Raw genomic sequence first — 23,310 nt, 5'->3', positions numbered from 1 at the left:
GGACCCGGTACTTATGCGAAGCGGCGCGCTTCGCCGGCGCCGAAGAGGTTACTGGTGCAGCGGCCGCACAGCGTTGGATGCGCAGGGTCGTGGCCGACGTCGCGGCGATAGTGCCAGCAGCGCTCGCACTTCTCGGCGTCCGACGGCACCACGGCCACGGCTTCTTCAGCCTCGCTTGCCACTTCCGTGACGCTCGCCTGCGACGTGATGAAGACGAACTTCAGGTCGTCGTCCAGGCTGGCCAGCGCGCGGTACTTCTCGCCCGAGGCCTTGATCGCCAGCTCGGCCTGCAGCGACGAACCGATCGCGCCCGAGGTGCGCACTTCTTCCAGTTGCTTCGTCACGTCCAGGCGCACCTGGCGCAGCAAGGCGTACTTGGCCAGCAGCGCATCGCCATCCGGCAGTTCGGGGAAGGTCCACAGCGTCTGCGTGAAGATGGTTTCATCGCTGGCGTTGAACGTTTCCTGGTCCGCAAACACGGCCCACGCTTCTTCGGCCGTGAACGACAGCACCGGCGACATCACGCGCAGCAGCGCATGCGCGATATGCCACAGCGCGGTCTGGGCCGAGCGGCGTGCTGCCGAATCGATGCCGGTCGTGTACAGGCGGTCCTTCAGGATATCCAGGTAGAAGCCGCCCAGGTCTTCCGAGCAGTAGTTCTGCAGGCGCGAGACGACCGGGTGGAATTCGTAGCGCTCGAAGTGCGCCGCCACGTCCTTCTGCAACTGGGCCATCGAAGCGATCGCGTAGCGGTCGATCTCGAGCAGCTCGCCCATTGGCACCGCGTGCTGCGCCGGGTTGAAGTCCGACGTGTTGGCCAGCAGGAAGCGCAGCGTGTTGCGGATGCGGCGGTACGATTCGGTCACGCGTTTGAGGATCTCTTCGCCGATCGACAGCTCGCCCGTGTAATCGGTCGAGGCCACCCACAGGCGCAGGATGTCGGCGCCGAGCGTGTCGGAGATTTTCTGTGGCGCCATCGTGTTGCCGAGCGACTTGGACATCTTCTTGCCATGCTCGTCGACCGTGAAGCCGTGCGTGAGCAGCGCCTTGTACGGTGGCTCGCCATTGAGCATCGACGACGTCAGCAGCGATGAGTGGAACCAGCCGCGGTGCTGGTCGGAGCCTTCCAGATACAGGTCGGCCGGGAAGCCCAGCTGCTCCTTGTGCGAGCCGCGCAGCACGGTCTGATGGGTCGCGCCCGAATCGAACCAGACGTCCAGCGTGTCCCGGTTCTTTTCATAGATCGCGGCGTCGTCGCCCAGCAGCGTGACCGGGTCGAGCGTGTGCCAGGCGTCGATGCCGCCGGTTTCGAACAGCTTGGCTACTTGCTCCAGCAGTTCCGGCGTGCGCGGGTGCAGCGTGCCGGTCTCTTTATGGATGAAGAAGGCCATCGGCACGCCCCACTGGCGCTGACGCGACAGGGTCCAGTCCGGGCGGTTCTCGATCATGCCGTGCAGGCGCGCCTGACCCCAGTCCGGGAAGAACTGGGTCTTGGCGATGCCGGCCAGCGCGGTCTGGCGCAGCGTCGGGCCGCCATCCTTTGGCGTGAGGTCCATGCCGGCGAACCACTGGCTGGTGGCGCGGTAGATGATCGGCGTCTTGTGACGCCAGCAGTGCATGTAGCTGTGATCGAACATCTTGAGTTCGAACAGCGCGCCCGCTTCGGTCAGCGCGGCGCAGATCGGTTTGCTCGCTTCCCAGATCGTCAGGCCGCCGAACAGCGGCAGCGTCGAGACGAAGCGGCCGTCACCCATGACTGGCTTGAGGATGTCGTCGTCCTGCATGCCGTGCGCCTTGCACGACACGAAGTCTTCCAGGCCGTAGGCAGGCGCGGAGTGCACGACACCCGTACCGCTGTCGACCGTGACGTAGTCGGCCAGGTACAGCGGCGAGAGGCGGTCGTAGAATGCGTCCTGTGCATGCAGCGGGTGCTTGAAGTTGATGCCGGCCAGCTTCTCGCCAACCGTCGTGGCGACCACCGTGCCTTCGAGCTTGTAGCGCGCCAGGCACGACTCGACCAGCTCGGAACCCAGGATCAGCAGCAGCGGCTTGCCGTCACGCTCGGCCTGCACCAGCGAATACTGGACTTCCGGACCGGCGTTGAGCGCCTGGTTCGACGGGATGGTCCACGGGGTCGTGGTCCAGATGACGATGAAGCCGTCACCGGCCGGGAGCTTGTCCAGGCCAAAGGCGGCCGCGATTTTTTCCGGTTCGGCAAACGGGAAGCCGACGTCGATTGCCGGGTCGCGCTTGTCCTGGTATTCGACTTCCGCTTCGGCCAGGGCCGAACCGCAATCGAAGCACCAGTTCACGGGCTTCAGGCCGCGGTAGACATACCCTTTTTCGAGCAGCGTGCCGAGCGCGCGCAGCTCATCGGCCTCATTGCTGTAGGCCATGGTCATGTACGGGTTGTCCCATTCGCCGAGCACGCCCAGGCGGATGAAGCCGGCGCGCTGGCGGTCGATCTGCTCGAGCGCGTAGGCGCGGGCCTTTTGCAGCACCTCGGCCGTCGGCAGGTTCTTGCCGTACAGTTTTTCGATCTGGATCTCGATCGGCATGCCGTGACAATCCCAGCCCGGCACGTATGGTGCGTCGAAGCCGGCGATCGTGCGCGACTTCAGCACCATGTCTTTCAGGATCTTGTTGACGGCGTGGCCCAGGTGGATGTCGCCATTCGCGTACGGCGGCCCGTCATGCAGGATGAAGGTCGGGCGGCCCTTGGCTGCCTTGCGCACGCGCTCGTAGATTTTCTTGTCTTGCCATTGCTTGACCCAGCCCGGTTCACGCTTGGCGAGGTCGCCGCGCATCGGGAACGGGGTGTCGGTCATATTGACCGGGTATTTACTCTCGGGCTTTTTGCCGCCCTTGGCAGGGTTGTGCTGTTTGGTATCGGACATAAGGTTCTTTTGTTGGGTGTTCGTGTGCACGGCGCCGTGCGCCGCGTCGAATGGGGTCTGGCAAACAGGGTGAGGCGCTTCCTGCCAATCGTCGACTGGCCGGGAAGCGCACTCAAATTCGGTCGGTCGCGTTCAGCGCGCCATTACGCCGGTCGAAGAACGCGCGCGCCTGCAGCGCGTCGTTGTCGATCGCAGCCGTGAGCAGGGCAAGGTCAGCGTATTTTTCTTCGTCGCGCAGCTTGGCGAGAAACTCCACGCGCACGAGCTTGCCGTAACACTGGCCGGCATAGTCGAACACATGCACTTCAAGCAAGGTGCGGCCAGCGTCTTCGACGGTGGGGCGCACGCCCAGGCTGGCCACGGCCGGCAGCGGGTGCTCGGCCAGGCCATGCACTTGCACGACAAAGATGCCGGACAGGGCAGGGCGGTGCGTGACGCGCAAATTCAGTGTGGGAAAGCCCAGCGTGCGGCCAAGCTTGGCGCCGTGGATCACGTGGCCCGACATCGCATAAGGATGGCCGAGCAGCCGGCTGGTGGCGCAAAAGTCGCCCGCGGCCAGCGCCGCGCGCACGGCCGACGATGAGATGCGTTCGTCGCCATGCATCACAGTGCCGAGCGTGTGGACCTCGAACCCGTGTTTGCGGCCGGCTTCGGTCAACATGGCAATGTTGCCGGCGCGGCGCGCGCCGAAGCAGAAGTCGTCGCCGACCATCAGCCATTTGACGTGCAGACCGTCGACCAGCACGCGCTGGACGAAATCCTGCGGCGACATGGCGGCAAACTGTTCGTTGAAATGTTCGACGATGACGCGGTCGATGCCGGCCTTGTCCAGGTCTTCGAGCTTGTCGCGCAGATTGGCCACGCGCGCCGGGGCTTTGGACGGGTCGCCCAGTTTGTGGGCAAAGTATTCGCGGGGATGGGGCTCGAACGTCATCACCGCCGCGTCCAGACCGAGCCGGTCGGCTGCGCCGCGCACTTGCGCCAGCAGGGCCTGGTGGCCGCGATGGACACCGTCGAAATTGCCGATCGTGAGTGCGCAGGGTGCGCGCGCCCTGTCGTTGGGAAGTCCGCGAAATACCTTCATCAAGTCTGGTTCCGGTTGCGCGCCATGCTGTCGGTATGCGGCGCCAAAAGCCTGATTATACGGGAACTACGCGGCAACTCCGACGTTGCATAGAAGGAATGGATAGCCGTCGATCTTGCAGGGCGCGGCATGAGGATGCGGACCAAACAAAAACGCCGCCCGAGGGCGGCGTTCTGGCCGATCAAAACGCTGCCCGCGGGCTGCGTTCTGGTCAATTGCAACGTAGGGTGGACGGCTATGCCGTCCACGCGTTCAAACCAACCTCGCTCATGGTATGCGACGTTACGTTGAACGCGTGAACGGGAAACCCGTCCACCCTACCGCTTTCTAACCAGTTACGACAGTGGGTGGTTGACTGCCAGGATCCAGTAGCGGGCCAGTTCGGCAGTGCCGTCCTTGCCGCCAACGGTCTTGAACGCAGCGATGGCTTGCTGCTTCTTGCCAGCGACGGCGTAGGCTTCGCCCATGCGCAGCTTGGCTTCTTCGGCATTGCGCAGGCCGCCGGCCTTGATCGCTGCTTCCATCATCTTCAGGCCCTTGTCGGCCTGGCCAGCCTGCACCATCGCGTAACCCAGACCGACCATCTGGTCTGCGTCCTTGGCGGCGGTGTACTCGGCTTCGAGCGCAGCAAAGTTCTTGTTTTGCTCGGCCAGGTTTTTCTCGGCCAGTTCCTTCAGGCGCTGGTGGCGCGCGGCATCGGTACCGGTGCCCAGTGCGCCGGCCTTGTAGCCGCGGTCGATGATCTTGAGCGCTTCGGCCGGGGCTTTCGCCTGCAGCACCAGCTGGGCCATTTCCATGAACTCGCTCGGCTTCTTGAGCAGGTTATTCGCCAGCTTCAAGCGGTAGACGTCGATGTTCAGACGCTGCGAGTAGCCAGGCTGACGCTGCACGCGGTTCAGCAGGTCGGTCCAGTACTGGGCTTTCGGATAACTTGCTGCCAGCTTCTCGATGGTGCGGACATAGCCGGCCGTATCGTTTTTCTTGAGCTGGATATTGGCCAGCATGCCGAGCTGATCTTCGCTCAGGCGGCCGCTTTTTTCGATGGTGCGCAGTTCTTGCTCGAGCGCAGCGGTGTTGCCTTGCTTGTAGTAGTTCTGCAGCAGGTAAGCGCGCAGCTTCGGATCGTCCTTCTGCTTGAGCAGGTTCTGGATCGTGCTGTTGGCTTTGTTCAGATCGCCGGCGCGCATATAGATGCCGACCAGGCCTTCCGAGAATTGCGAACGCTCGGTGGCGCTCAGCTTGCCCGAATCGAGCAGTGCTTCAAACGATTTGGCGGCGGTATCAAAGTCACCGGCCGACGATGCTGCCGCAGCGCGCACGCGCTCGATCGTGTAGCTCTCGTTGGCGGTTTTGTTGCCGACTTTGTCCAGTCCACGCAGGGTCGCCAGTGCTTCCTTGTGCTTGCCCTGTTTCATTTGTGCCTGGGCTTGCTGCAGTGGTTTGCCGATCTCCGCGCGCAGTGCTTCTGCAGCGACAGCGGAGGACAGGCCGATCACCGGAGTGGCGGCAACGAAGCCGAGTGCGGCCATCGCGATACTGAGGTGAGCGAGACGGAACTTGATCATCTGAAAAATCCTTATTTCAAAATGGACACGGCAGGGGGTAGCCCTGCCGTGTTGGTCAAAACATGGAACGATTACTGGAATTGCTCGTTACCGACCATGCCGATTTTGGTGACGCCGATGCGCTGGGCAGATGCCATCACGCCGGCTACAACTTTATACTCTACCAGCTTATTTGGACGCAGGTGCACTTCAGGCTGGTCAGCCATTGCTGCGACTGCATTCATCTTTGCTTCGAGGGCTGCACGATCCGGAATCACTTCGCCATCCCAGAGGATGGTGCCGTCAAAGTCCACGTCGATGGTGACCACGACCGGCTTGACATCCGTCAGCGGTGGCGGGGTACCCGTCGGCATGTTCAGATTGACCGAGTGGTTCTGCTTCGGAATCGTGATGATCAGCATAATGATCAGAACGAGCAGGACGTCGATCAACGGCGTCATGTTCATTTCCATCATCGGTTCCGGATCAGCATCCTTAGCGGAGCTCGAACCTACGCTCATACTCATGGTGTTTCCTTTTCAAATGTCGGGAGAAGGGCGCGGCGCCCGGCTCGATGAGCCTGACGCCGCGTGCAGGGCAATTAGCCCGGTGGCTCGATCACGAAGCCAACCTTCTGCACCCCAGCACGTTGTGCCGTGTAGATGACCCGACCGATTGCTTCGTAGCGGGCTTCCTGGTCGCCACGAACTTTTACTGCCGGTTGCGGCACCTTCACCGACTGCTCCGCGAGAAACTTGAACAGTTCGTCCGTGTTCGCGAGGTGCAGCTGGTTATAGTACATTTCGCCGTCTTTATTGACGGTGATATTAATGTCTTCCGGCTTGGTCAGGGTGACCTGGTTCTCTTCTGCAGGCAGTGCAACTTTTTGCAGTTTCAGAACCACCGGACTCGTGATCAGGAAGATGATCAGCAGAACCAACATGATGTCAACGAGTGGCGTCGTGTTGATCTCTGAATTCAGCTCATCTTCTCCGTTATCGGATCCGACACTCATCGACATAATTTATCCAATCTTCTTGGCGCTGATTGCTGCGTTCGAGGTCGACATTGCGCCCGAGATCAGTACCGAGTGCACGTCAGCCGAGAACGAGCGGATGTCTTCCAGCGCGGTCTTGTTACGACGAACCAGCCAGTTGTAACCCAGCACGGCAGGAACTGCAACGAACAGACCGAAGGCGGTCATGATCAGTGCTTCACCGACTGGACCTGCAACCTTGTCGATCGATGCGTTACCCGACATGCCGATGGCGGTCAGTGCGTTGTAAATACCCCAGACGGTACCGAACAGGCCGATGAACGGCGAGGTCGAACCAACGGTTGCCAGGAACGACAGGCCATCTTGCAGACGCGACTGAACACGGTCAACAGCGCGCTGGATCTGCATGGTAACCCAGGTCGACAGGTCGATCTGCTCGAGCAGGGCGCCATCGTGGTGCTGGGTAGCCTTCGTGCCGGTTTCAGCGATGAAGCGGAATGGCGAACCTTCTTTCAGCGTAGCCGAACCAGCGACGATCGACGGTGCTTTCCAGAACTTGGCTTTCATGTCTTTAGCCTGGTTCATCACTTTTTGCTGATCGATCAGCTTGGTGATGATGATGTACCACGAACCGATCGACATCAGCGACAGGATGATCAGGGTGCCCTTGTTGACGAAGTCGCCGTGTTCCCACATAGCCTGCAGGCCGTACGGGTTGTAGACTTCTTCGGTTTTTTCGGTGCCTGGTGCAGCAGCTGGCGCGCCGGCATCGGCCGGAGCAGCGGTAGCAGCAGCATCAGTAGCAGGCGCAGCAGCCGGATCAACGGCTGGTGCAGCTGCGTCGGTCGCCGCTGGAGCAGCTGCGTCGGTTGCCGGGGTTTGCGCGAAGGCTGGTGCCGACACCAGCGCCGATGCTGCGGTTACCGACAACAGGACAGCCGCCAGGAAAGCGGACAAACGGGTATTCTTAAACATGCTTCCTCCAAAATATTTAAATAGACAGTTCGCTGAACTTACGACAACGACAATCAAAGTTTGAGACGGTGTTTTGTCCCGGTTTTATTCCAGCGTCCAGACGTACTGCACCGCTGTCCACGCCTGTTCCGGCTTGCCATCGATCATGGCTGGCTTGAATCGGCATTTGCTCAGAGCCGATTGCGCGGCCCGGTCCAAGTCTCGGAAGCCACTTGACTTCGCCAGCTTGGCTTCCAACACGCGACCATCGACACCAATCAGGAATTGCAGGGTCGTGGTACCCGTTTCTTCATTGCGTTGCGACGAACGCGGATATTCCGGACGTGCGCAAGTATTAAAGTCTGCTACTGCTTCGCTGCGGCTGACTGCACGCGGTGCCGGTGGTGCTGGCGGCGCCGATGGTGCCGGTGGTGCAGGCGGTGCCAGCGACGTGGTCGGTGGCGGCGTCTGCGTCGCAGCGGCGATCACGTTCTGCGGCGGTGGCGGCTGCTGCACCTGCACTTCGACCGGCGGGATGAATGGAGGCGGTGGAGCCTTCATTTCCGGCGGTGGCGGCGGTGGCGGGGTTTCCGGTGGTGGCGGCGGAGCCACTTCTTCAATCAGCTTGGTCTCCACAGCTTCGGTCACCGTGCTGACGATCCGGGTCCCCAGGCCAGCAACGAGTGCCCAACCCACGAGGATGTGGAAGATGAGCACAACGATGAATCCTGTGAAATTTTTCCCGGGTTGCTTTTCGTTCGAAAAATTCATGCCATATTTCTCCAATGCCAACTCTTTTTTGTTGCTACCAAACCCACTAAATACGACGGAAACCTAGAGCCGCATCCGGGACATTCGAGGAATTATACCTACGAATTCTTTTTTGCACATACATTTTTACAGCAGCGAAAGGACCGCTAACTGCTTGTAAAAGCAGGCAAACCTGCTCATCTATACAAGAACGGATGGGCTGTACGGCGGGGTTTGGAGGTCCGGAAAATGTGTCGTCTTATCTATGGATTCTCCTCATTACGTGGAAGATCAATGCTCAGGCTGGTTTAGCCAAATTATTGTCGTTAATTGTGCAGTTTGGCAAATTTCCTATGAGTAAGCGACGGCTTTTGTACAAGCTATCGCTGTTCCCCGGGTCTTGCATCGGAGAACGAATCACTTGGAACAGGTACCTTCCTTCACAAGCTATAGATAAAAGTTATACGACTTCTCACCATTGAGATAACTCAACCGTGCGCCTAACAGAGGTTCAACTTGGCAGGAATAAAAGCTGCGAGGCTCTACACCTGCTTCGCCAAACTATATTACTTAGTTTTGCTAGGTACTTCACCACCATATTGCCATGACGTAGATGTGACAGCGCCAACATGTGATGACGGCAACATACCATGAAATTCCGATATTGGCGATACCAAGCGTACACAAGTACGTACGTGTTCCTACGCACGCGTGGTATTGACAGGTGACGAGGGCTGAAGAGCGGGGTGGGAAGGATCGGCGGGAACGCCGATCCTGTGTAGGGACAGGCAATCAGCGCGTGCGTTTTTCGCGCCGGCAATCGATGAAGCTGACCACGTGGCCATCGGGATCGGCCGTCTCGAGGCGCACGTCGAAGCCCCACAGGCGGGCAACGTGCTTGAGGACCTCTTGCGCCTGCTGATTGAGCGGGCGCCGGTTGTACTGCGTATGACGCAGCGTCAGCGCGCGGTCGTCGCGTGTATTGACTTGCCAGACCTGGATGTTCGGTTCGCGGCTGCCCAGATTGTATTGTTCGGCCAGCTTGTGGCGTACATAACGGTAACCGGCGTCATCGTGTATGGCCGAAATGGACAGTTTGTCGCTGCGATCGTCGTCCAGCACGGCGAAGAAGTGAAATTCGCGGATCAGCTTTGGCGACAGGTACTGCGCAATGAAACTCTCGTCCTTGAAATTGCGCATCGCAAAGTCCAGCGTCTTGCGCCAGTCGCTCCCCGCGATGTCAGGGAACCAGGTACGGTCTTCGTCGGTCGGGTGTTCGCAGATGCGGCGGATGTCGCTCATCATCGCGAAGCCGAGCGCATACGGGTTGATCCCGCTGTAATACGGACTGTTGGCCGGCGGCTGGTAGACGACGTTGGTGTGGCTTTGCAGGAATTCGAGCATGAAGCCGTCGCCGACGATGCCTTCCTGATACAGGTCCTGCAATATCGTGTAGTGCCAGAACGTGGCCCAGCCTTCATTCATCACCTGGGTTTGGCGCTGCGGATAAAAGTATTGCGAGATCTTGCGCGTGATGCGCACGAGCTCGCGCTGCCATGGCTCCAGCAGCGGGGCATATTTTTCAATGAAGTACAGCAGGTTTTCTTCGGGCTCGGGCGGAAAGCGCACGGGCGCTGCGTTGTGTACCTGCTCTTCGCGCAGTGGCAATGTGCGCCAGATGGCATTGACCTGCGACTGCGCGTAGTCTTCACGCTCTTTGGTGCGCGCCGCCTCTTGCGCCACTGACAGCTTGGCTGGGCGCTTGTAGCGGTCGACGCCATGGTTCTGCAGCGCGTGGCACGAATCGAGCAATTCTTCCACCGCATCGATGCCATGCCGCTGCTCGCATTCGGCGATGTAGTTCTTGGCGAATACCATGTAGTCGACGATGGCGTCAGCGTCAGTCCAGCTTCGGAACAGGTAATTGCCCTTGAAGAAGGAGTTGTGGCCGTATGCCGCGTGCGCGATCACCAGGGCCTGCATCGTCAGGCTGTTCTCTTCCATCAGGTAGGCGATGCAGGGATTGGAATTGATGACGATTTCGTACGCCAGCCCCATCTGACCACGGCGGTAGCTTTTCTCGGTGCTCAGGAAATGCTTGCCGAACGACCAGTGGTTGTATGACACCGGCATCCCGACCGAGGTGTAGGCATCCATCATTTGCTCGGCGGTGATGATCTCGAGCTGGTTCGGGTAGGTGTCGAGGCCGTAGCGTTGGGCCACGCGCCTGATTTCTTCGTGGGCCTGCTCGATCAGGTCGAAAGTCCATTCCGACTGTTCGGGCAGGGCGCGCGGGTTGTCCGGATCTCTTGGCATGAGGTACCTCGCTGCTGTTGGCTGGTTCGGCTGTTCGCGCGGCTACTTGGCCTGCTTTTTAAACAGCTCCCGGAACACCGGATAGATATCGGCCGGGGTCACGATCTTTTGCATCGCGAAGTTGCGGTGCTGGCTGGCGACGTCGCAGTATTGTTCCCACAGATTCTGTGGCGGGCCGTCCGTGATTTCGACATACGTGTAGTACTGGACGCGCGGCATGATCGCATTGGACAGGATCTGCTTGCACAGCACCGAATCGTTATCCCAGTTGTCGCCATCGGAGGCTTGCGCCACGTAGGCATTCCAGTCGGCGCTGCCGTAGCGTTCGTTGATGACTTTTTGCAGCAGGTGCAGGGCCGACGACACGACGGTACCGCCCGACTCGCGCGAATGAAAGAACTCGTTCTCGTCGACCTCGGCCGCCGCCGTGTGGTGGCGAATGAAGACGACATCGATTTTTTCGTACACGCGTTTCAGGAACAGATACAGCAGGATGAAGAAGCGCTTGGCCGTGTCCTTGCGCGTTTCGTCCATCGAGCCTGACACGTCCATGATGCAGAACATCACTGCCTGGGTACTTGGCTTGGGAACCTTGATCCGGTTGGCGTAGCGCAGGTCGAACGGGTCGATGAACGGAATCGCATTGAGCCGGATCCGCAAGTGGTGAATGCGATCCCGCAGTTCGACGACGCCCTGGTCGTCGGCCGGTGCGCCTTCGTCGAACAAGGCCTGCAATTGTTCCTGGGCCTCGGCCAACTGGCGCCGCGTGGGCCCGCCCACGGCGATGCGCCGGCCCAGGGCGCCGCGCAGCGAGCGCAGCACGTGGATATTCGATGGGGTGCCCGAAACGTTGTAGCCGGCGCGCTGATTCTTGTACTCAATGGTCTGGGTCAACTGCGTCTTGACCATATTCGGCAGCTCGAGGTCTTCGAAGAAGTAATTCATGAATTCTTCGCGCGACAATTCAAAAATGAAATCGTCCTCGACAGTCTGGTCGCTGTTGCCGGGGCGACCGCGGCCGGCACCGGCGCCACCGCCGCGCGGGCGGCTGAACTGGTCGCCCTTTTGATATTCGGTATTGCCGGGGTTGACGGTTTCCCAGACGCCGCCATGGGCGTGGCCGAAGTGGGGTTCGTTCACATCCTTGACGGGGATGGTGACCTTTTCGCCGTTTTCGATGTCGGTGATTGAACGGCCCTTGATGGCGCGGCCAACGGCATCCTTGATCTGCGCCTTGTAGCGGCGCAGAAAGCGTTCGCGGTTGACCGCAGACTTGTTCTTGCCCTGTAAGCGACGGTCGATGAGGTAAGTCAAAACAGGCCTCCTGCTCAATGTAAGCGCGGATCTGGCGTGTTGGACACGCCGTTGGCGCTGTGGCGCTGCCGTCCAAACAGCAGCGCCCTTATCTTAATACGCTACGCGAACGGACGTGCGACGCACGCACAGCGCGGGACGTTGCCGGCGGGCGGCCTGCGGCCAGCCGGCAACGCTGTTACTTATACTGTTGCTTATGCGCTGTTGCTTACGACGATTTGCGCACGCGCAGATACCACTCGCACAGCAACCGCACCTGCTTCGGCGTATAGCCTTTCTCGACCATGCGCGCCACGAAATCGGCGTGCTTGTTCGCATCTTCGGTATTCGCCTTTGCATTGAATGAAATCACCGGCAAGAGTTCCTCCGTATTCGAGAACATTTTTTTCTCGATCACGCTGCGGAACTTTTCATAACTGGTCCAGGCGGGATTCTTGCCGGCATTGGTCGCGCGCGCACGCAGGCTGAAGTTGACGATCTCGTTGCGGAAATCCTTCGGATTCGAAATCCCGGCCGGCTTCTCGATCTTTTCCAGTTCGGCATTGAGCGACTCGCGATCGAAACTCTCGCCGGTATCGGGATCGCGAAATTCCTGGTCCTGGATCCAGAAGTCCGCAAACGTCACGTAACGGTCGAAGATGTTCTGTCCATACTCGGAATAGCTTTCCAGGTAGGCCGTTTGAATTTCCTTGCCGATGAAGTCGACGTAGCGCTGCGCCAGGTGTTCCTTGATATACGACAGGTAGCGCTGCTCGGTCTCGGGTGGGAATTGCTCGCGTTCGATCTGCTGCTCGAGCACGTATAGCAGGTGTACCGGATTGGCCGCCACTTCGGTATTGTCGAAATTGAACACCTTCGACAGAATCTTGAAAGCAAAGCGGGTCGACAAGCCGTTCATGCCTTCGTCCACGCCCGCGTAATCGACATATTCATGCAGCGATTTGGCTTTGGGGTCGGTGTCTTTCAGGTTGTCGCCGTCATATACGAGCATCTTGGAATAGATGCTGGAGTTGTCGGGATCCTTCAGGCGGGACAGCACCGCAAACTGCGACATCATGCGCAGCGTGCCCGGTGCGCAGGGCGCCTTGTCGAGCGACGAATTGCGCAGCAGCTTGTCGTAGATTTTCACTTCGTCCGACACCCGCAGGCAATACGGCACCTTGACAATATAGATGCGGTCGAGGAATGCCTCGTTATTGCGGTTGTTGCGGAAGGTCTTCCATTCGGATTCGTTCGAGTGCGCCAGCACGATGCCGTCGAACGGAATCGCGCCAAAGCCTTCGGTGCCCTTGTAGTTGCCTTCCTGCGTGGCCGTGAGCAGCGGGTGCAGCACCTTGATCGGCGCCTTGAACATCTCGACGAATTCCATCAGGCCCTGATTGGCCAGGCACAGGCCACCCGAATAGCTGTAGGCGTCCGGATCGTCCTGCGAAAAATCCTCGAGCTTGCGGATATCGACCTTGCCGACGAGGGACGAGATATCCTGGTTGTTTTCGTCGCCCGGCTCGGTCTTGGAAATGGCGACCTGCTTGAGGATCGACGGATAGCGCCGCACCACGCGGAACTTGTTGATGTCGCCGCCGAATTCGTGCAGGCGCTTGACGGCCCAGGGACTCGGCACCGCGCGCAGGTAGCGGCGGGGAATGCCGTAATCCTCTTCGAGGATCTTGCCGTCTTCGTCTTCGCTGAACAAGCCCAGGGGCGACTCGTTGACGGGCGAACCCTTGATCGTATAAAAGGGCACCAGCTCCATCAGGCTCTTGAGTTTTTCGGCAATCGACGACTTGCCGCCACCCACCGGGCCCAGCAGATACAGGATCTGCTTGCGTTCTTCCAGGCCTTGCGCCGCGTGGCGGAAATACGAAACGACCTGTTCGATCACTTCTTCCATGCCATAAAACTCGCGAAACGCCGGATAGATCTTGATGACCTTATTGGCGAAGATGCGCGACATGCGCGAATCGAGACGGGTATCGACCAGCGTCGGTTCGCCGATGGCGGCGAGCATGCGTTCCGGTGCGCTGGCATAGGTCAGCGGGTCACGCTTGCACATCTGCAGGAACTCGGACATCGAGTATTCCTCTTCGCGAGTACGCTCATAGCGGGCCGTGTAATTTTCAAAGATGCTCATTGAATTTCCTTTAATGTGCCAACAACGAATCACTGTCACAGCAACGCATGGCGCTGCCCGGGGGCCCGGTTATGTTTGGCGTACTCCTTATTCGGTCGTCACGTGCGGCGCCAGTGTGGTCGGCGTCGTGGATGGTGCGCGTGCGATTGCTTGTTGTCGATCCGGAAATATCGAACTAACCGCAGTATGGAGAGCGTCTTTTTGCGTTACTGAAATTTATTATGTGCCTAATAGTTTCCGAAGTCAAAGTCGTGTTGCACGACATGATGAAGTGGTAACAAGCGCTTGATTCGACAACAAAAATTTGGCTTTTTGCCTTCGCCGTATGCGTGTGCGGGCCGTGATGCAAAGCGTAGCGAGTTTTCGTCAACGGTACAACAGGCGGTGCACGCGCATCGTGCGCGGCCCCATGATGAACTCACGCTTTTTCGCTGTGGCATGAGCCGATTGCACGCATGCGTTACACTTGCCGGTCGCCTCAACGCGACCTTATTCACTGAACACCTGTTGGAGAACACCATGCTTGACGACCGCTTGCGCACCCTGCTGCAGAACATGCCCAAGGCTGAGCTGCACATCCATATCGAGGGCTCGCTCGAGCCAGAACTGATTTTTGCTCTGGCACAAAGAAATAACGTCCAGCTGGCCTATGCCTCGGTCGAAGCGTTGCGCGATGCCTACGCTTTCAGCGATCTGCAATCGTTCCTCGACATTTATTATGCAGGCGCCAGCGTGCTGCTGACCGAGCAGGACTTTTATGACATGACCGCCGCCTACCTGGCGCGCGCGCATGCCGACAATGTCCGCCATACCGAAATCTTCTTCGACCCGCAAACACACACCGCGCGCGGCGTGCCGTTCGAGACCGTCATCAACGGCATCTGGCGCGCCTGCCAGGATGCGCCGCTGAGCGCCGAGCTGATCATGTGCTTCCTGCGTCACCTGTCGGAAGACGACGCGATCGCCACGCTGGACGAGTCGCTGCCGTACCGCGACAAGTTCATTGGCGTGGGCCTGGATTCGTCCGAGGTAGGCCATCCGCCCGAGAAGTTCGCGCGCGTTTTCGAGCGCGCCCGCAACCTGGGCCTGCGCCTGGTCGCGCATGCCGGCGAAGAGGGCCCGCCAGCGTATATCGAAAGCGCGCTCGACGTGCTCAAGGTCGAGCGCATCGACCACGGCGTGCGCTGCCTGGAAAGCCCGGCGCTGGTCGAGCGCCTGGTGCGTGAGCAGATGGCGCTGACCGTGTGCCCGCTGTCGAACATCAAGCTGCGCGTGTTCGACGTCATGGGTTCGCACAATCTGCGCACGTTGCTCGATGCCGGCCTGGCCGTCACGGTCAACTCGGACGATCCGGCCTATTTCGGCGGCTACGTCAACGAGAACTACTTCGCCGCTTTTGACGCCTTGCCGCTGGATGCGACGCACGCGCGGCAACTGGCGCGCAACAGCTTCCAGGCCGCCTTCATCGACCCGGAGCGCAAGCGCGCCTTCCTGGCCGAAGTCGACGACTTCTTCGCCAACGCCTGACCCAACCACGGAGCGACGCCATGTTCGTCCAGGCACTTCGCATGACGGCGCGCGACTGGCGCGCCGGTGAATTGCGCTTCCTGCTGGTGGCGCTGATCGTCGCCGTGGCGGCGCTCACGTCGGTCGGCTTCTTTACCGACCGGATGCGCGCCGGCATGGACCGCGACGCGCACCAGCTGCTGGGCGCCGACCTGCTGGTCAAGACCGATGACCCAGTGCCCCAAGCCTGGCGCGATGAAGCGGCGCGGCGCGGCCTGCTGCTGGCCGATACCGTCACCTTCCCGAGCATGGCGCAGGCCGGCGAGGGCGATGAGTCGCTGGCGCAGCTCTCGTCGATCAAGGCCGTGTCAACAGGCTATCCGCTGCGTGGCCAGATGAAGATCACGACCGATCCGGTTGCGGCCAGTGGCGCGCGCGGCGAGCCGACGCGCGCCGTGCCGGCGCCCGGTACCGTGTGGGTCGATCCCGGCCTGCTCGCGCAGCTGTCGACACAGGTGGGCGGCATGCTTACGCTGGGCAACAGCCAGTTGCGCATCACCCAGCTGATCGCGACCGAGCCCGATAAAGGCGCGTCGTTCGCGAACTTCGCGCCGCGCGTGATGCTGTCGATGGCCGATCTGAAGGCCACGGGCCTGGTGGACGATTTCGCGCGTGTGGATTTCAGGCTGCAGATTGCCTCGACCAACCGCAACGACCTGGCGGCCATCAAGGCCTACGAAACCTGGCTGCGCGCGCAAATCAGGGACGGCAACCTCAAGGGCGTGCGCATCGAGACGCTCGAGAACGGGCGCCCCGAAATGCGCGCGACGCTCGATCGGGCGGGTTTGTTTTTGTCGCTGGTGGGCCTGTTGTCGGCGATGCTGGCAGCGGTGGCCGTGGCGATGGCGGCGCGCCGCTTCATGAGCCGGCACCTGGATGCCTGCGCCATGCTGCGCTGCCTTGGCCTGACCCAGAACCAGGTCACCGTCATGTACGTGACCGAATTTGCCCTCGTCGGCTTGCTGGGCAGCGTGCTCGGCGTGCTGGTGGGTTTTGGCGCGCACTTCGTGCTGCTCGAACTGATCGCATCGCTGATCCGCACCGAGCTGCCGCCGGTCTCGATCCTGCCGGCGCTGCAGGGCGTGGCCACGGGCATGCTGCTGCTGGTGGGCTTTGCGCTGCCGCCGATTCTGCAATTGCGCAATGTGCCGCACAACCGCGTGATCCGGCGCGAAGCCGGCGCGCCGCAACCGGCCGCTTTGGCGACCTATGGCCTGGGCGTGGGCGCGTTCGTCCTGCTGCTCTACTGGCAGGCGGGCGACCTGACGCTGGCGCTGATCACGGCCGGGGGCTTCCTCGGCGGCTTTGCGGTGTTCGCGCTCGTGGCCTGGCTGGGCCTCAAGCTGCTGCGCCGCATGCGCAACCTGTTCCCGCAGCAGGCCTGGCGCTTTGCCGTCACGTCGCTGCAGCGCCGGCCCGGCGCCACGGTTGTGCAGGTGGTGTCGCTGTCGCTCGGCCTGATGGCGCTGCTGCTGCTGACCGTCGTGCGGGGTGACCTGATGGCGGCCTGGCAGTCGGCCACGCCGGCCGACGCGCCGAACCGCTTCGTGATCAACATCCTGCCCGAGCAGACGAAGGGCGTCGAAGACCAGCTGCAGGCGGCCAACGTGAAGGAACCGGTGCTGTTTCCGATGATCCGCGGGCGTCTCACGGCGATCAACGGCGCCGCCATCAAGAGCGACACCTTTGCCGACGGCGAGGCGCGCCGCCTGGCCAACCGCGAATTCAACCTGTCGACGACCAATGCGCTGCCAGAGGGGAACGAGGTCGTCGAAGGTGCCTGGTTCAGGGACGCCCCTGGCCTGGCCGAAGCGTCGGTCGAGAAAAGCATCATGGACCGCCTTGGCCTGAAGCTGGGAGACAGCCTGCGCTTCGACATGGCGGGGCTGATGGTGGACGCGAAGATCACCAGCGTGCGCAAGCTCGAATGGGGCTCGATGCGCGCCAACTTCTTCGTCATCATCAATCCGGCCGCGATGGCCAATGCGCCGACCACCTACATGACGGCGTTCCACGTGCCGGCCGAAGGCGCGAACCTGGGCAATGCGCTTACGCGCGCGTACCCGAACCTGACCGTGGTCGATGTATCGGGCATCATCCGCCAGCTGCAGGACGTGCTGGACCAGGTGGTGGTCGCGGTCGAGTTCCTGTTCCTGTTCACGCTGGCCTCGGGCGTGCTGGTGCTGTATGCGGCGTTGATGGGTTCGACCTCCGAGCGCACGCGTGAAGGCGGCCTGCTGCGGGCGCTGGGCGCAACGCGCCAGCAACTGGCGCGGGCGCAGCGGATCGAGTTCGTGCTGGTGGGCGGGCTGTCAGGCCTGCTCGCCGCGACGGGCGCCGCGGCGCTGGGCTGGGCGCTGGCGACGTACCAATTCAAATTCCCGTGGACGTTCGCGCCGGGCGTGTGGCTGGCTGGTCTGGTGGTAGGGATCCTGTGCGCGATCGTCGGCGGCTGGTTCGGCCTGCGCGGCGTGCTGCGCCAGCCGCCGCTGCAGACGTTGCGGGAGGCGTGAGCATGCAAGATACGCAAGCCGACACGCCAACGCTGTACGAGATCATGGGCGGCGCCGAGCGCCTGCGCGCGCTGGTCGATCGTTTCTATGACCTGATGCAGCTCGAACCGGAGTTCGCCAATATCCACGTGATGCACCCGGTGCCCAATGACAGCTCGCGCGACAAGCTGTTCATGTTTTTGTCCGGGTGGATGGGGGGCCCGGACCTGTATATAGAACGCTACGGCCATCCGCGCCTGCGCGCGCGCCACCTGCCGTATGCGATCGGCACCAAGGAGCGCGACGCGTGGCTGCGCGCGATGGCGTGGGCGATGGAAGACCTGGGCTATGACGACGCGCTGCGGGTGCGCCTGCTGACGTCGTTTTTCGAGACCGCCGACTGGATGCGCAACAAGGCCGATTGAGACGATGACGACAGCAGAGATCCTGATCCTGGTGGGCCTCGCGCTCATCATCGCATTGCTGGTGCTGGTCTTGCTGCGCCTGCGCGGCAGCGGCGATGGCAACGGCGCGCACATCGAACGGCTCGAGCGCGAGCTGCGCCAGGAACTGCAGGCCAGTGCGCAATCGACGCGCCAGGAGACCGCCGGCCACCTGGCCCAGTATCACAATGCCTCGGTCCAGCAATTTGACAGCATGCGTCAGCAGATGCAGCTGCAGTCCAGCAGCGGCCGCGAAGAACAGGCGCGCGCGCTCAAGCGCTTTGCCGACACGCTGCAGCAAACGCTGGGCAACCTGACCGAATCGAACGCCCAGCGCATGCTCGAAGTGCGCAACACGCTCGAGTCGAAGATCCGCGACCTGCAGGCAGACAACGGCAAGCGCCTGGAAGAGATGCGCCAGACGGTGGACGAAAAGCTGCACGCGACGCTGGAAACGCGGTTGACGGAGTCGTTCCGCCAGGTGTCCGAGCGGCTGGAAAAAGTCCATCAGGGCCTGGGCGAGATGCAGCAGCTGGCCATCGGCGTGGGGGACCTCAAGCGCGTGCTCACGAACGTGAAGACGCGCGGCACATGGGGCGAGGTGCAGCTGGAGATGCTGCTCGAGCAGGTGCTGACGGTCGAGCAGTATGCGAAGAACGTCGAGACGGTGGCGGGCTCGAACGCGCGGGTGGAGTTCGCGATCAAGCTGCCGGGCACCGTCGACGGCGGCGCGCCACTATGGCTGCCGATCGACGCCAAGTTCCCGAAAGAGCAGTACGAACGCCTGCAGGCCGCGGCCGACATTGCGGATGCGGAAGGCGTCATCCGCGCCGGCGCCGAACTGGAACGGGCAGTGCGGCGCGAGGCGCAAACCATCTGCGACAAATACGTCTCGCCGCCACAGACGACGGATTTCGCGATCCTGTTCCTGCCGACCGAAGGCCTGTACGCCGAAGTGATGCGCCGCCCGGGCCTGGCCGACGACCTGCAGCGCACGCTGCGCGTGACGATCGCCGGCCCGTCGACACTAAGCGCCTTGCTCAACAGCCTGCAAATGGGCTTTCGCACGCTGGCGCTGGAAAAGCGTTCATCCGAAGTGTGGCAGGTGCTGGGCGCAGTCAAAACCGAGTTCACCAAATTCGGCGACGTGCTGGCCGCGACGAAAACAACGCTGGAGCGGGCAGCGAAAAACATCGAAAACGCCGAAGTGCGCAGCCGCCAGATGGCCCGCAAGCTCAAGTCGGTAGAAGCTCTCCCAACCGAAGCCGCCCAATTACTCCTGGGCTCTGACGGCTTGGAACGCGAAGACTGACAGCACCCCTACAATTTCCCCCAGGTCACAAAAACAATGAGGGTCAGAGTAGAATTAATGGGCAATTACTCAATGTTGTCAAACAATTCGACTCTGACCCTAATTGTTTTGGCGGGGTTTTAGTCGCCAAACGCCGAATCTGATTCCGGCCGGAACTCAATTGCCAGGACGACTCGATTTAGTCGAAAAAACAGCCAAAATTAATTAGGGTCAGAGTCGAATTAATGGGCAATTACCCAAAGTTGTCAAACAATTCGACTCTGACCCTAATTGTTTATTGTTTTGTAAGGGGCTGGGGGCAAGAATTTGGTGATTGCGGTAGGTGTGGCGCTGCGTCTAGGGGGTTAGAACAGGCCTTCGAATGGCAAGATGTCGACCATGTCGCCGGCGGCGACGTTGCCTTGCTCGTCGTGCAGGACGACCATACAGTTGGCTTCGGACATTGAGCGCAGGATGCCTGAGCCTTGGGCGCCGGTGAGGCGGACTTCGGGCGTGCCGTCGACGCTGCGCGCGACGATGCCGCGCTGGTATTCGGTGCGGCCTGGCTTCTTGCGGATCGCCTCGGACGAGCGCGCCTGCAGCAGCGGCAGTGGGGCGTTGGCGCCCATCATCTGCAGCAGCGCGTCGCGCGCGAAGAAGTAGAACGACACCATCACGGCCACCGGATTGCCCGGCAGGCCGAACAGGAAGGCGCTGCGGCCGTTCGATGTGATGCGCCCGAATGCCAGTGGGCGGCCCGGGCGCATGCCCACTTTCCAGAACGTGACGTCGCCCAGTTGCGCCATCACCTGTTTGGTGTAGTCGGCCGCGCCGACCGAGACGCCACCCGACGTGATGATCGCGTCGGCGTTTTCGCAGGCGGTGCGCAGCGCGTCTTCCAGTGCTTCCGGGCTGTCGCGCACGACGCCCATGTCGATGATCTCGCAGCCCAGGCGCTGGAGCATGCCGTAGATCGTATAGCGGTTGCTGTCGTAGACGCAGCCTTCACCCAGCGGCTCGCCGATCGAGCGCAGTTCGTCGCCGGTCGAGAAGAAGGCCACGCGCAGGCGCCGTTGCACAGGGATTTCGGCGAAGCCCAGCGACGCGCACAGCCCCAGGTCGGCCGGCCGGATGATGCGGCCCGCCTTCAGCGCTGCGCTGCCGATGTTCAGGTCTTCGCCGGCCAGCCGGCGGTTATCGCCGGCACGGATAGCGCCGGCGCGCACGGTCATCGCAACGTCGTCGCCGCTGTCGGCAAATTCCTGTGGCAGCACGCTGTCGCAGCCGGCCGGCATCACGCCGCCCGTCATGATGCGCACACATTCGCCTGGGCCGGGCACGACAGCGGACGGTTTGCCCGCATAGACGATATCGACCACCTTGAACGTCGCCACGCCGTCCTGCGGCAGGTCGGCGCCGCGCAGTGCGTAGCCGTCCATCGCCGAATTATCGTGCGCCGGGACGTTGATCGGCGAGACCAGGTCGCGCGCCAGCACGCGGCCCAGGCTTGCGCGCAGCGCCACCATCTCGAGGGCGCGCACCGGCTGGACGAATTCGCGGATGATGCGCTGGGCATCGCGCACCGGCAGCGCGTCCGGGTCATAGCCATTGATGCAGCTGGCCACTTGCGCCAGGCTGGCGGGGAAGGCCGGTTGCTCGAGTCCGCGCAGCTCGTCGAGCGTGTTGATGTTGCGGAACGCGTCGGCGTCGTCGAACACGACTTCGACGGCCTTCAGGTCGCGGTACCAGCCGTCGACCCGGCGGCCGCCCTGGGCCAGATAGGCCGACAACACGGGCAGGCGGTCAGCGCGCACCAGACAGAACACGGGATGTGGCTGGACCAGCATGCCGGCTTCCTGCGTTGCGGCGTAGGCCACGTCGGCGTCGTGCTCCTGCAGCGCAGCGAACAGGCGCGCGGCCAGATCGGGGGGCAGAAATGGCGAGTCACATGGCACGGTCAGCAGATACGGCGTGGCGCAGTGGCGCAAGCCCGTTTCGAGCCCGGCCAGCGGGCCCGGAAAATCCGCCATCTCGTCGGTCAGCACGGGCGCGCCAAATGCGCGGTACGTGTCGAGATTGCGGTTGGCGCTGATCAGCAATGGCCCGACCTGCGGCCGCAAACGCGCCAGCACGTGTTCGACCATCGTGCTGGAACGGAACGGTTGCAAGCCCTTGTCCACATTGCCCATGCGCGAGCCACGCCCGCCCGCCAGAATCAACCCGCTGATCAAGCCTGCCTCCATCGTTTGATTAACCACCGGCTGTCAGCCACCAATATAGGACATTTCAACCCGCCGCGGCCCGTCCAGCTGGCCCGTACCGGTCTCTGCCGAGCGGGTTTCGGAATAGCGGTCGGCCCGCCCGCGCCACAGTTGCGCGATGGCGCCACTGAGGGCCAGGTCGTCATGCCCTTCGCGCAGCAGTGCGCGCATATCGTGGCCGCGCGTGGCGAACAGGCAGGTATACAGCTTGCCTTCGGTCGACAGGCGCAGGCGGCTGCAGTCGCCGCAGAACGCCTGCGTGACGCTGGAAATCACGCCGATTTCGCCGTCGCCATCGAGGTAACGCCAGCGCGATGCGGTCTCGCCGCTGTAGTTGGCGGCCACCGGCGCCAGCGGCAGCTCGGCCGAGATGCGGCGCACCACGTCGCCCGACGGCACGACGTCGCGCATGTCCCAGCCGTTCGACGCGCCCACATCCATGAATTCGATGAAGCGCAGGATCGTCGGCGAGCCCTTGAAGTGGCGCGCCATCGGCAGGATCTGGTCGACGTTGGTGCCACCCTTGACGACCATATTCACCTTGACCGGCCCCAGGCCCACCGCATGCGCGGTGTCGATGCCGTGCAGCACGTCGGCCACCGAAAAGTCGACGTCGTTCATGCTGCGAAACACGCCGTCGTCGAGCGCATCGAGCGACACCGTCACCCGGTCCAGACCCGCGTCTTTCAGGGCTTGCGCCTTGCGCGCCAGGATCGAACCGTTGGTCGTCAGTGTGAGGTCGAGCGGACGGCCGCTGGGGGTAGGGAGCGCACGCAGCATGCCGACCAGGCGTTCGAGATTCTTGCGCAGCAGCGGCTCGCCGCCCGTCAGGCGCAGCTTTTCAACGCCGTGTGCAACGAACAGGCGCGCCACGCGCGTGATCTCTTCGAACGACAAGAGGTCGCCGTGTGGCAGGTATTGGTAATCCTTGTCGAACACTTCCTTCGGCATGCAATACACGCAGCGGAAATTGCAGCGGTCAGTGACGGAAATGCGCAAGTCGTGCAGCGGCCGGCCGAGCGCGTCGCTCAGCAGGCCCGTAGGTGCTTCCGGCACGGCCGGGACCCGCAACTTCGATGAGCGCAGGTCATTGATAAGGATGATTTTTTCAGCCATTCCAATACGATAGCATGCGCCCGGGAATACTGCCGGGCGAGGGTGTGTCGTTGGAGGGAGTAATGCGGCCCAAATGCGTCGTTCCCGCGAAGGCGGGAACCCAAGGTGCCAGCGTTATCGCAACGCTGATGAACTTGGATTCCCGCCTGCGCGG

At 61.7% G+C, this 23,310-nt stretch carries 16 protein-coding genes; 4 read left to right on the top strand and 12 right to left on the bottom strand.

Going from position 1 to position 23,310, the window contains the following annotated elements; genetic code table 11:
* Positions 1–11: 11 nt before the first annotated feature.
* The 10 genes from ileS to AC1MGT_RS06450 all read right to left on the bottom strand — a co-directional run bounded on the left by ileS (position 12) and on the right by AC1MGT_RS06450 (position 13,987).
* On the bottom strand, positions 12–2,897 hold the full coding sequence (gene ileS, locus AC1MGT_RS06495) for an isoleucine--tRNA ligase (RefSeq protein ID WP_499503500.1): 2,886 nt from the start codon (positions 2,895–2,897) through the stop codon (positions 12–14).
* 112 nt (positions 2,898–3,009) lie between these two features.
* Complete coding sequence (locus AC1MGT_RS06490) at positions 3,010–3,981, bottom strand: bifunctional riboflavin kinase/FAD synthetase (protein WP_499503499.1); 972 nt, start codon at positions 3,979–3,981, stop codon at positions 3,010–3,012.
* Between the two features lie 335 nt (positions 3,982–4,316).
* The gene (locus tag AC1MGT_RS06485) at positions 4,317–5,546 is read right to left on the bottom strand and encodes a tetratricopeptide repeat protein (RefSeq protein ID WP_499503498.1); all 1,230 of its coding nucleotides are present in this window, start codon (positions 5,544–5,546) and stop codon (positions 4,317–4,319) included.
* A 71-nt stretch (positions 5,547–5,617) separates the two neighbouring features.
* Positions 5,618–6,052, bottom strand: a complete 435-nt coding sequence (locus AC1MGT_RS06480) for an ExbD/TolR family protein (RefSeq protein WP_258835395.1) — start codon at positions 6,050–6,052, stop codon at positions 5,618–5,620.
* A gap of 74 nt (positions 6,053–6,126) precedes the next feature.
* Positions 6,127–6,546: an ExbD/TolR family protein gene (locus AC1MGT_RS06475; RefSeq protein WP_482899869.1), complete on the bottom strand. Its 420-nt coding sequence runs from the start codon at positions 6,544–6,546 to the stop codon at positions 6,127–6,129.
* Positions 6,547–6,549: 3 nt separating this feature from the next.
* On the bottom strand, positions 6,550–7,497 hold the full coding sequence (locus tag AC1MGT_RS06470; protein WP_221290656.1) for a MotA/TolQ/ExbB proton channel family protein: 948 nt from the start codon (positions 7,495–7,497) through the stop codon (positions 6,550–6,552).
* 84 nt (positions 7,498–7,581) lie between these two features.
* Positions 7,582–8,247 (bottom strand): energy transducer TonB, encoded by a 666-nt coding sequence (locus tag AC1MGT_RS06465; protein WP_499503497.1) that lies wholly within the window; start codon positions 8,245–8,247, stop codon positions 7,582–7,584.
* Positions 8,248–9,018: 771 nt separating this feature from the next.
* A complete protein-coding gene (locus tag AC1MGT_RS06460) occupies positions 9,019–10,542 on the bottom strand; it encodes a SpoVR family protein (RefSeq protein ID WP_499503496.1) in 1,524 nt (507 codons plus the stop codon).
* A 42-nt stretch (positions 10,543–10,584) separates the two neighbouring features.
* Positions 10,585–11,856 carry a YeaH/YhbH family protein gene (locus tag AC1MGT_RS06455; RefSeq protein WP_499503495.1) on the bottom strand — a complete coding sequence of 424 codons (1,272 nt, stop codon included), beginning with the start codon at positions 11,854–11,856 and terminating at the stop codon, positions 10,585–10,587.
* A 208-nt stretch (positions 11,857–12,064) separates the two neighbouring features.
* A complete protein-coding gene (locus AC1MGT_RS06450) occupies positions 12,065–13,987 on the bottom strand; it encodes a PrkA family serine protein kinase (protein WP_499503494.1) in 1,923 nt (640 codons plus the stop codon).
* Between the two features lie 519 nt (positions 13,988–14,506).
* Here AC1MGT_RS06450 and AC1MGT_RS06445 point away from each other — a divergent pair.
* From AC1MGT_RS06445 to AC1MGT_RS06430, 4 genes are read left to right on the top strand one after another with little or no spacing between them, the layout of a single operon-like run.
* The gene (locus AC1MGT_RS06445; protein ID WP_499503493.1) at positions 14,507–15,514 is read left to right on the top strand and encodes an adenosine deaminase; all 1,008 of its coding nucleotides are present in this window, start codon (positions 14,507–14,509) and stop codon (positions 15,512–15,514) included.
* A 20-nt stretch (positions 15,515–15,534) separates the two neighbouring features.
* A complete protein-coding gene (locus AC1MGT_RS06440) occupies positions 15,535–18,066 on the top strand; it encodes an ABC transporter permease (protein ID WP_499503492.1) in 2,532 nt (843 codons plus the stop codon).
* 2 nt (positions 18,067–18,068) lie between these two features.
* Positions 18,069–18,470: a group II truncated hemoglobin gene (locus AC1MGT_RS06435; RefSeq protein ID WP_499503490.1), complete on the top strand. Its 402-nt coding sequence runs from the start codon at positions 18,069–18,071 to the stop codon at positions 18,468–18,470.
* 4 nt (positions 18,471–18,474) lie between these two features.
* Positions 18,475–19,800, top strand: coding sequence for a DNA recombination protein RmuC (locus tag AC1MGT_RS06430; RefSeq protein WP_499503489.1), 1,326 nt, complete (start codon positions 18,475–18,477; stop codon positions 19,798–19,800).
* A gap of 344 nt (positions 19,801–20,144) precedes the next feature.
* Here AC1MGT_RS06430 and moeA read toward each other — a convergent pair whose 3' ends face one another.
* Together moeA and moaA are read right to left on the bottom strand one after the other, a co-directional pair.
* Positions 20,145–22,010 carry a molybdopterin molybdotransferase MoeA gene (moeA, locus tag AC1MGT_RS06425; protein ID WP_499503488.1) on the bottom strand — a complete coding sequence of 622 codons (1,866 nt, stop codon included), beginning with the start codon at positions 22,008–22,010 and terminating at the stop codon, positions 20,145–20,147.
* A 33-nt stretch (positions 22,011–22,043) separates the two neighbouring features.
* The gene (gene moaA / locus AC1MGT_RS06420) at positions 22,044–23,156 is read right to left on the bottom strand and encodes a GTP 3',8-cyclase MoaA (protein ID WP_499503487.1); all 1,113 of its coding nucleotides are present in this window, start codon (positions 23,154–23,156) and stop codon (positions 22,044–22,046) included.
* Between the last annotated feature and the right edge of the window lie 154 nt (positions 23,157–23,310).

The sequence above is a fragment of the Telluria sp. BA11 genome (assembly GCF_056680305.1).
The sequence above is the reverse complement of the archived record's forward strand: the minus strand, read 5'-3'. Positions and strand labels throughout refer to the sequence as shown.

Bases quoted from the DNA above. Each gene is read 5' to 3' on its own strand.
- AC1MGT_RS06465 (WP_499503497.1), bottom strand. From the start codon at position 8,247: ATGAATTTTTCGAACGAAAAGCAACCCGGGAAAAATTTCACAGGATTC.
- AC1MGT_RS06470 (WP_221290656.1), bottom strand. From the start codon at position 7,497: ATGTTTAAGAATACCCGTTTGTCCGCTTTCCTGGCGGCTGTCCTGTTG.
- AC1MGT_RS06490 (WP_499503499.1), bottom strand. From the start codon at position 3,981: ATGAAGGTATTTCGCGGACTTCCCAACGACAGGGCGCGCGCACCCTGC.
- AC1MGT_RS06435 (WP_499503490.1), top strand. From the start codon at position 18,069: ATGCAAGATACGCAAGCCGACACGCCAACGCTGTACGAGATCATGGGC.
- ileS (WP_499503500.1), bottom strand. From the start codon at position 2,897: ATGTCCGATACCAAACAGCACAACCCTGCCAAGGGCGGCAAAAAGCCC.
- AC1MGT_RS06480 (WP_258835395.1), bottom strand. From the start codon at position 6,052: ATGAGTATGAGCGTAGGTTCGAGCTCCGCTAAGGATGCTGATCCGGAA.
- AC1MGT_RS06485 (WP_499503498.1), bottom strand. From the start codon at position 5,546: ATGATCAAGTTCCGTCTCGCTCACCTCAGTATCGCGATGGCCGCACTC.
- AC1MGT_RS06430 (WP_499503489.1), top strand. From the start codon at position 18,475: ATGACGACAGCAGAGATCCTGATCCTGGTGGGCCTCGCGCTCATCATC.
- moaA (WP_499503487.1), bottom strand. From the start codon at position 23,156: ATGGCTGAAAAAATCATCCTTATCAATGACCTGCGCTCATCGAAGTTG.
- AC1MGT_RS06450 (WP_499503494.1), bottom strand. From the start codon at position 13,987: ATGAGCATCTTTGAAAATTACACGGCCCGCTATGAGCGTACTCGCGAA.
- AC1MGT_RS06460 (WP_499503496.1), bottom strand. From the start codon at position 10,542: ATGCCAAGAGATCCGGACAACCCGCGCGCCCTGCCCGAACAGTCGGAA.
- AC1MGT_RS06445 (WP_499503493.1), top strand. From the start codon at position 14,507: ATGCTTGACGACCGCTTGCGCACCCTGCTGCAGAACATGCCCAAGGCT.
- AC1MGT_RS06440 (WP_499503492.1), top strand. From the start codon at position 15,535: ATGTTCGTCCAGGCACTTCGCATGACGGCGCGCGACTGGCGCGCCGGT.
- AC1MGT_RS06475 (WP_482899869.1), bottom strand. From the start codon at position 6,546: ATGTCGATGAGTGTCGGATCCGATAACGGAGAAGATGAGCTGAATTCA.